Raw genomic sequence first — 8,523 nt, forward strand, 5'->3', positions numbered from 1 at the left:
AGCGGGGCGGAGCCCTCGGCCTGGAAGCCGAACATGCGGGGCACGCGGGTGGCGGCGCCACGGGCGGCCTCCTCGCGGTATCCCCGCGAATAGGCGGTGTAGTTGCCGGCGTTGCCGACGGGGATGAAGTGGAAGTCCGGGGCGTCGCCGAGCTGCGAGACGACCTCGTACGCGGCGGTCTTCTGACCCTCGATGCGGTCGGGGTTGACCGAGTTGACCAGGTGCACCGGATAGTGGTCGGCCAGCTCGCGGGCGATCTCGAGGCAGTCGTCGAAGTTGCCGCGAATCTGGATGAGACGGCCATTGTGGGCGACGGCCTGGCTGAGCTTGCCCATCGCGATCTTGCCCTCGGGCACGAGCACGGCGGCGGTGATTCCGGCGTGCGCCGCGTAGGCGGCCGCTGAAGCCGACGTGTTGCCGGTCGACGCGCAGATGACCGCCTTCGCACCGTGCTCGACGGCGCGCGAGAGCGCGACGGTCATGCCGCGGTCCTTGAAGGAGCCGGTGGGGTTCATGCCCTCGTACTTGACCCACACGTCGGCCCCGGTCATCTGCGACAGCGCGGGCGCCGGCAGCAGCGGCGTGCCGCCCTCACCGAGGGTCACGACGGTCGACGTCTCGGTGACTCCGAGACGGTCGGCGTATTCGCGGAGCACTCCGCGCCAGAGATGTGCCATGTCAGTTCCCCTCCACGCGCAGCACGGACACGACGCGTTCGACGACGCCGCTCTCGGCGAGGCGGGCCACCGTCTCGCTCAGGTCCCGCTCACGTGCCGTGTGCGTTCCGATGACGAGCCGGGCGACGCCCGACTCCTGGCCTGCCTCCGCGGCTTCGCCGCCGGACAGGATGTTCTGCTCGACCGTGGCGATGGAGACGCGGCCGTCGCTGAGGATGCCGGCGACCGTCGCCAGCACGCCCGGGAGGTCGTCGACCTCCAGGGTGATCTGGTAGCGGGTGCACACCTCGGCGATGGGGAGCACCGGCAGGTTCGCGCGGGTGGACTCCCCCACCCCGACCCCACCGGCGATATGCCGGCGCGCGGCCGAGACGACGTCGCCGAGCACCGCGGAGGCGGTCTGTATGCCGCCGGCACCGGCGCCGTAGAACATGAGGTCCCCGGCCGCCTCGGCCTGCACGAAGACGGCGTTGTTCGCGCCGTGCACGCTCGCGAGCGGATGGGCGCGCGGGACGAGGGCGGGGTACACCCGCACCGAGATCGCGTCGCCCGTGGGCGAGGTCTCGCTGTCGACGCTCATGCGCTCGCACACCGCGAGCAGCTTGATGACGTAGCCGGCGTTCCGCGCGGCATCCATCATCGCCTTGTCGATGCCGACGATGCCCTCGCGGTGCACTGCGTCCAGCGGAACGGCGGTGTGGAAGGCGAGGCTCGCGAGGATCGCGGCCTTCTGCGCGGCGTCGTAGCCCTCGATGTCGGCGGTCGGATCGGCTTCCGCGTAGCCGAGCTGCTGCGCCTGGGCGAGCACGTCGTCGAACTCGGCGCCCTCGGCATCCATCCGATCGAGGATGTAGTTCGTGGTGCCGTTGACGATTCCCATGATGCGGCGCACGCGGTCACCGGCGAGGGAATCGCGCAGCGGCCGGATGATCGGGATGGCGCCGGCGGCGGCGGCTTCGTAGTACACCGACGCGCCCACCTGCTCTGCCGCCTCGAAGATCTCGGGGCCGTGCGTGGCCAACAGCGCCTTGTTGGCGGTGACGACGTCGGCGCCGGAGTTGATGGCGTGGAGGATGAGGCTGCGGGCCGGCTCGATGCCGCCCATCAGCTCGATGACGATGTCGCTGCCCACGATGAGCGGCTCGGGGTCGGTGGTGAACAGCTCCCGGGGCAGGTCGACGTCGCGCGGCGCGTCGATGTCCCGTACCGCGATGCCCGCGAGTTCTAGCTCGGCTCCAGCGCGGTCGGCGAGCTCGGCGCTGTGCTCGAGCAGCAGGCCGGCGACCTGGGAACCCACGGCTCCGGCTCCCAGCAGCGCGACACGCAGGCGGCGGTAGTCGGTCATGCGGTTCCCTTCGTCGATGACACCCCGGCGTCGCGGGCGAGCAGGTCGTCGATCGACTCGCCGCGCACGATGACGCGGGCGGAGCCGTCGGCGACCGCCACGACCGGCGGGCGGGGCACGTAGTTGTAGTTGCTCGCCAAGGAGAAGCAGTACGCCCCCGTGGCCGGGACGGCGAGCAGGTCGCCGGGAGTGACGTCGCCGGGCAGGTACTCGGCGTCGACCACGATGTCACCGGACTCGCAGTGCTTGCCGACCACGCGCGCCAGGGCCGGTTCGGCGTCGCTTGCGCGCGACACCACCCGCGCGGAGTACTGCGCGCCGTAGAGGGCCGGGCGGGCGTTGTCGCTCATCCCGCCGTCGACGCTCACGTACAGTCGGCGCAGCTCGTCGGTGGCCTGCACCGGCTTGACGGTGCCGACCTCGTAGAGGGTGACGCCGGCGGGCCCCACGATCGAGCGTCCCGGCTCGAAGGCGAGGGAAGGGAGCGGGATGCCGCGCTGAGCGCACTCCCCTGCGACCGCGTCGACGATGCCCGCGGCGAGCACTTCGATCGGCGTCGGGTCGTCGGCCGAGGTGTAGGCGATGCCGAAGCCGCCGCCCAGGTTGAGCACCGGCACCGGGCCGCCGGCGAGCAGCTGCGCGTGCACCTCGACCAGACGGGCGGCGGATTCCCGGAAGCCGGCCACGCCGAAGATCTGCGAGCCGATGTGACAGTGCAGTCCATCGAAGCGCAGGCTGGGCAGTTCGCGGATGCGACCGACGACCTCGACGGCGCGGGCGAGCGGAAAACCGAACTTCTGGTCCTCGTGCGCGGTCGCGAGGAAGTCGTGGGTCTCGGCGTGGACCCCGCTGTTGACACGCACCCGCACCGACTGCACGATGCCGCGCGCGGCAGCGGCCTCGGCGACGCGGGTGATCTCGGCGTCGCTGTCGATGACGATCGATCCGACGCCCACCTCGACGGCACGGGAGATCTCCGCGACGCTCTTGTTGTTGCCGTGGAAGCCGATGCGCGCGGGATCGGCGCCGCCGGCGAGGGCGACGGCGAGCTCTCCGCCGGTGGAGACGTCGACGGCCAGGCCCTCTTCGGTCACCCAGCGCACGACCTCGGTCGACAGGAACGCCTTGCCTGCGTAGTAGACCTCGGCGGTGGTGCCGTGCTCGGCGGCGGCAGCGGCGAAGGCGGCGCGGGTGCGACGCGCTCGGGAGCGCACCTCGGTCTCGTCCAGCACGTACAGCGGGGTGCCGAAGCGCTTCTTCAGCTGGGTCACCGGCACTCCCCCGAGACGCACGACGCCGTCGTCGTCACGAGCCGCCGATGCGGGCCACACGGCCGCGACGAGGTCGTTGGCCGTATCGGGCTTCGCGAGGCGATCGGACGCGGGGACACGAGCGGGCGGGGCGGACACGGAGCAGACCAATCGGGTGGGGTGCAAGAAGCTGCGCCTTGCGGAACAGCGGCCGGATGCCGGGCGGATCATCCACGCTCCGACGTGCAAGCAGTCTAGGGCAACGCCGCAGGAGGGCGGTGAGTGTGACGCCGCGATGGCCGCGGTCAGGCGCAGGTGCCGTCGGCCAGCAGCGCGTCGTCGACGAGGAGGCGACCGTTGACGTCGAAGCGGGCACGCAGCCGGTCGCCCTCCACTGTGACGTCCGCGAGAGTCAGCCCCTGCGGCAGGTACTCGGCGATGCACACCGGCCAGTCGCGCAGCACGGCGTTGGAGACGATGCCGAACTGGCGCCGCAGCTCGTCGGCGGTGATGTCGGAACCGGCGACCTGGATCGACGTGGGGGTCAGCACCAGCTCCCCCTCCTCGGCGCTGGGGGTCAGCGACAGCCCGACAGGGACCTTCGCTCCGAACAGCGACAGCTCGATGCTCGCGGTGATGTCGGGGGCGGCGATGCCGACCGTCTCCACGGGAAAATCCTCCACGGCAGAGAGCAGCCCGCGCAGCTGGGACTCGTCGAGCGTGACGACGGCGTGGGCGTCGCGCATCTCGCCGTCGCCGCGGATGGGGACATCGCGGGCTTCGACGACGATGTCGGCAGAGAAGTTCCCCTGGCGCACGTCGTCGGACGAGATGCGGATGCTCGTCAGCGCGCCGCCGATCAGCTGCGGCAGCACGGCGCCCTCCAGCGCCACGTCGATCTGCTGGTCCGCAGGCAGGGCGAGCTCCGTGATGATGCGCTGGCGCACCGTGTCGATGACGATGTTGCGCGCAACAGCCTCGGCCACGAACCACGCGGCAATGGCGAGGGCGACGACGATCACGGCAGCGATGACCCACGGCAACGCGCGCCGCCGGCGTTTGCGCGGCGCGGCGGGCTCGGGCGACGACAGCACCCACTGCGCCGTCGGGTCCGGCAGCGGCTGGGTGGGATGCGTGTCGCCCGTCATGTCACATGCGCTCGGGCGCACTCACCCCGAGCAGGTCCAGGCCGTTGCGCAGCACCTGGCCGGTCGCGTCGTTCAGCCACAGCCGGGTGCGGTGCAGGTCGGTGACCGGGTCGTCGCCGAGCGGGATGACGCGGCAGTTGTCGTACCAGCGGTGGTAGACCCCCGCGAGTTCCTCGAGGTAGCGCGCCACGCGGTGCGGCTCGCGCACCTGGGCGGCGAAGGCCACCGTGCGGGGGAACTCCTGCAGCACCCCCAGCAGCGCCGACTCGGTCTCGTGCTCCAGCAGCTCGGGGGCGAAGGCGCTGCGGTCGACGCCCGACTCTGCGGCGTTGCGCGCGACGTTGTGGGTGCGCGCGTGGGCGTACTGCACGTAGAAGACGGGGTTGTCGTTGGTGCGCCTCTGCAGGATCTCGGGGTCCAGCGTCAGCGGTGAGTCCGCGGGATAGCGTGCGAGCGAGTACCGCAGCGCGTCGGTGCCGAGCCACTCGCGCAGGTCGTCGAGCTCGATGATGTTGCCGGCGCGCTTGGAGAGCCGGGCGCCGTTGATCGACACCAGCTGACCGATGAGCACCTCGATGTCCTTGTCGGGATCGTCGCCGGCGGCACCGGCGAGGGCCTTCAGACGGTGCACGTAGCCGTGGTGGTCGGCGCCGAGCAGGTAGATCTTGTGCTGGAAGCCGCGGTCGCTCTTGTTGAGGTAGTAGGCGGCGTCGGCGGCGAAGTAGGTGAACTCGCCGTTGGAGCGACGGATGACGCGGTCCTTGTCGTCTCCGAAGTCGGTCGTGCGCACCCACACCGCGCCGTCCTGGTCGAAGACGTGCCCCTGGGCGCGCAGGCGCTCCACGGCCTCCTCCACGAGGCTCGGTCCGCCGTCGGCGCCGGGGGCGTGCAGCACCCGCTCGCTGAAGAACACGTCGAAGTGCACGTTGAACTTCGCCAGCGACGCCTGCAGCTCACCGAGCTGCAGCTCGTACGCACGGTCGCGCGCGGCGACCAGCTGCTCATCGGCGGGGAGGTTCAGGATGCCGGGATCGGCGGCGTGCACCCGCTGGGCGAGCTCGTCGATGTAGGCCCCGGCGTAGCCGCCCTCGGGGGTCGGCTCACCCTTCATCGCGGCGAGCACGGAGGCGCCGAACCGGTCCATCTGCGCACCGGCGTCGTTGATGTAGAACTCGCGCACCAGCGTCGCGTCACAGGCCAGCAGCAGGCGGGCCATCGCGTCGCCGAGCGCCGCCCACCGGGTGTGCCCGATGTGCATGGGGCCTGTCGGGTTGGCGCTGACGAACTCGAGGTTGATCGTGTTGCCGCGCTGGCTGTCGTTGCGGCCGAAGGCGGCACCCGCCTCGACGATGGTCTTCGCGAGGGCGCCCGCGGTCGCGGCATCCAGGCGGATGTTGATGAAGCCGGGACCGGCGACCTCGACCGAAGCGATGCCGGGGACGGCGGCGAGCGCCTCGGCGATCTCGGCCGCGAACTCGCGCGGGTTGGCCCCCACGGCCTTCGCGAGCTTCAGCGCCGCGTTGGACGCCCAGTCGCCGTGGTCGCGGTTCTTGGGCCGGTCCAGCGGCAGATCAGCCGGCGTCAGCCCCTCGGTCGAGCCTGCGCGTCGCGCCTCGGCGGCCGGGCGGACGACGTCGAGCAGGACAGCGGAGAGGGCTTCAGGATCCATAACCCTCCGATTCTACGCGGGGCAGGTGCCGGGTCCCGCTCAGGCCAGCTGCACCAGCTGCGACGGATCGTCCGAGGCGGGATCCGATGCCGCCGCGGCGGCGGCCTGGGCACCGGCGTCCTCGGCGTCTTCGGGGACGAGCCAGGCATCCACGTACATGCGGGTGAGCCCGACGTAGCCGCCGTGGTAGCTGAGGAACGCGCAGTCGGCGGCATCCCGTCCGGTCGCGATGCGCACGAGCGACCCGCGGTGCGACAGCCGGGTGGCGTCGATGACGTACCAGGCGCCGTCGAGGTACGCCTCGGCGACGGCGTGGAAGTCCATCGGGCGAAGGCCGGGGGCATAGCAGGCGGCATAGCGGGCCGGCACGTCCATGGCCCGCAGGAGTGCGATCACCAGGTGGGCGTAGTCGCGGCACACCCCCTGGCCGGTGCTGAGGGTCGTGACCGCCGAGTCGGTTCCCTGACTGAGCCCCAGCGTGTAGGTCGTGCTCGTGGCCACGAAGTCCTCGACGGCGGCGACGAGGTCGCGCCCCGAGAGCCCTCGGAACTGTCGCCGCGCCTGCGCGAACACCTCGTCGGACTGGCAGTAGCGGCTGGGACGCAGATAGGCGATCGTCTCGAGGTCGTTGCGCGGCGCCGCTTCGGGCACGACGTCGAGCACCGCCTCGTAGCGCACGCGCAGCTCGCCCGGTTCGCCGCGCAGCCGGTGCAGCCGGCCGCCGGCGGGGTCGACGATCTCGCTGGGGGTGCGGTCCCGGCCGCCCTGGTGAAGGGTCAGCTGCTCGGTGACGAGATGCGCTGTACGCGCCGCGGAGATCTGAAGGATGAGGTCGACGTCGGACCCCAGTTCCAGGTCGAGTTCTGCGGTCACTTTGCGCTGCACCGGGCTATCCTCGCACGACGGATCGGCCCCTCGGTCGCAGCGCCGTCGGCGGCCGTCGGCGGCGGTGTCGGCACCCGTGTCGGCACCGGCTGCGGCGTGCCTTACCCTCAGAGCGTGACGGTACACACCCACGCGCGATCCCGACGCCCCGCGTGGCCGATCGTGCTGCTGGCCGCCGCCGTCGCCGCGATCTGCGTCCTCGCGATCTGGCGGCCGTGGCAGACGGCGTCGGCGCCCGCCGCCGGCGCCCCGGGAGGGGTTGCCGCGGTCGCACCGGCGGCCCTCGCGCTGCCGCCGACACCCCGTGTGCTGGTCTTCGGCGACTCGTGGACCTACGGGTCTGCGGCGAGTGACCCGATGCGCGGCTACGCCTACGTCGCCGCCGAGACGCTCGGGTGGGATGCCGTCATCGACGGCGTCCGCGGCAGCGGCTACCTCAAGCCCGGGATCGACGGCGGCCCCTACGGCGAGCGCATCGCGGCGCTGGACCCGGCGCTGGAGCCCGACCTCGTGATCCTGCAGGGATCGATCAACGACCGCAGCCTGGGCGCCGAGGGCTACCGCGAGGCGGTCGACGCGGCATGGGACGACGTCAGGTCCACCTACCCGGAGGCGCAGATCGTCGTGCTGGGACCTGCACCGCAGGTGCTGCCCGTCGAGCGTGCGACCGCGCGCATCGACGCCGATCTGCAGGATCTCGCCGCCGCGCGCGGCTGGTGGTACATCTCCCCTCTCACCGAGGACTGGATAACCCCCTCCCGGTATTCGGACGTGATCGACACCTCCGACGTCGGCCGCGATCACCCCTCCACCGCCGGTCACGCCTACCTGGCATCCCGGCTCGTCGAGGCGCTCGCGGGCATTTCGGTGACGACGGATGCCGCGGCCCGAGGCACCCTGAGCTCCCTCGCGCCCTGACGCCGGGCGGTGTCATAACGCAGCGGCATCCGCCTGTAAACCCCCGTGATCGGGGCGGAATCCGTGCCTAGCGTCGAGCCATGGACTCGACCTTCTCCCCCACCCACGCCATCGTGACCGCGTCGGACTCCGGCATCGGAGCCGCGACCGCCATCGCTCTGGCCGAGGCCGGCCTCGATGTCGGCATCACGTGGCACAGCGATGAAGAGGGCGCTCAGCAGACCGCCGAGGCCGTGCGCGCCCGCGGCGGGCGAGCCGTCGTCACGCAGTTCGACGCGACCGACCTCGAGGGCGCGTCCCAGGTGCTCGAGCGGCTGGCCGACGAGCTCGGCGGCGTCGACGTCTTCGTCAACAACGCCGGGGGCGGCGGCGGCACCGCGGTGCTGGACCTGTCGCTGGACGAGTGGCGGTCCACCGTGGCACTCAACCTCGACGGCGCCTTCGTCGGCATGCAGTGGGCCGCGCGGCGCATGGCCACCGCCGGTCGCGGCGGCCGCATCGTGGCGATCACGAGCGTGCACGAACACCAGCCGCGGGTCGGCTCGGCCGCGTACGTGGCCGCCAAGCACGGTCTGGGTGGACTCGTGAAGACGATGGCGCAGGAGCTCGGCGACCGGCAGATCACCGTCAA

Annotated in this window: 8 protein-coding genes; 2 read left to right on the top strand and 6 right to left on the bottom strand. The window is 71.7% G+C overall.

The genetic code is table 11. The features are described from left to right. The 6 genes from thrC to NQ160_RS10985 all read right to left on the bottom strand — a co-directional run. A partial coding sequence (gene thrC / locus NQ160_RS10960) for a threonine synthase (RefSeq protein ID WP_257515276.1) occupies positions 1–677 on the bottom strand: 677 nt, incomplete at its 3' end. A gap of 1 nt (position 678) precedes the next feature. Further along, positions 679–2,022 (bottom strand): homoserine dehydrogenase, encoded by a 1,344-nt coding sequence (locus NQ160_RS10965; protein ID WP_257515277.1) that lies wholly within the window; start codon positions 2,020–2,022, stop codon positions 679–681. Beyond that, entirely contained in the window at positions 2,019–3,431 is a 1,413-nt protein-coding gene (gene lysA, locus NQ160_RS10970; RefSeq protein ID WP_257515278.1) for a diaminopimelate decarboxylase, read from the bottom strand. Before lysA ends, NQ160_RS10965 begins: the two co-directional genes overlap by 4 nt. A gap of 146 nt (positions 3,432–3,577) precedes the next feature. Beyond that, positions 3,578–4,420 carry a DUF2993 domain-containing protein gene (locus NQ160_RS10975; protein WP_257515279.1) on the bottom strand — a complete coding sequence of 281 codons (843 nt, stop codon included), beginning with the start codon at positions 4,418–4,420 and terminating at the stop codon, positions 3,578–3,580. A gap of 1 nt (position 4,421) precedes the next feature. Continuing rightward, positions 4,422–6,089 (bottom strand): arginine--tRNA ligase, encoded by a 1,668-nt coding sequence (locus NQ160_RS10980; RefSeq protein WP_257515280.1) that lies wholly within the window; start codon positions 6,087–6,089, stop codon positions 4,422–4,424. A 39-nt stretch (positions 6,090–6,128) separates the two neighbouring features. Then, positions 6,129–6,974 carry a transglutaminase-like domain-containing protein gene (locus tag NQ160_RS10985; protein ID WP_257515281.1) on the bottom strand — a complete coding sequence of 282 codons (846 nt, stop codon included), beginning with the start codon at positions 6,972–6,974 and terminating at the stop codon, positions 6,129–6,131. A 114-nt stretch (positions 6,975–7,088) separates the two neighbouring features. Here NQ160_RS10985 and NQ160_RS10990 point away from each other — a divergent pair, with 114 nt between their 5' ends. Both NQ160_RS10990 and NQ160_RS10995 read left to right on the top strand, forming a co-directional pair. Then, positions 7,089–7,892: an SGNH/GDSL hydrolase family protein gene (locus NQ160_RS10990; protein ID WP_257515282.1), complete on the top strand. Its 804-nt coding sequence runs from the start codon at positions 7,089–7,091 to the stop codon at positions 7,890–7,892. Between the two features lie 80 nt (positions 7,893–7,972). Then, on the top strand, positions 7,973–8,523 hold a 551-nt coding region (locus NQ160_RS10995), incomplete at its 3' end, for an SDR family NAD(P)-dependent oxidoreductase (RefSeq protein WP_257515283.1).

It is taken from the genome of Microbacterium sp. zg.Y909, from assembly GCF_024626565.1.

Excerpts from the sequence above, each read along its gene's own strand:
- NQ160_RS10965 (WP_257515277.1), bottom strand. The coding sequence starts at position 2,022 with ATGACCGACTACCGCCGCCTGCGTGTCGCGCTGCTGGGAGCCGGAGCC.
- NQ160_RS10975 (WP_257515279.1), bottom strand. The coding sequence starts at position 4,420 with ATGACGGGCGACACGCATCCCACCCAGCCGCTGCCGGACCCGACGGCG.
- NQ160_RS10980 (WP_257515280.1), bottom strand. The coding sequence starts at position 6,089 with ATGGATCCTGAAGCCCTCTCCGCTGTCCTGCTCGACGTCGTCCGCCCG.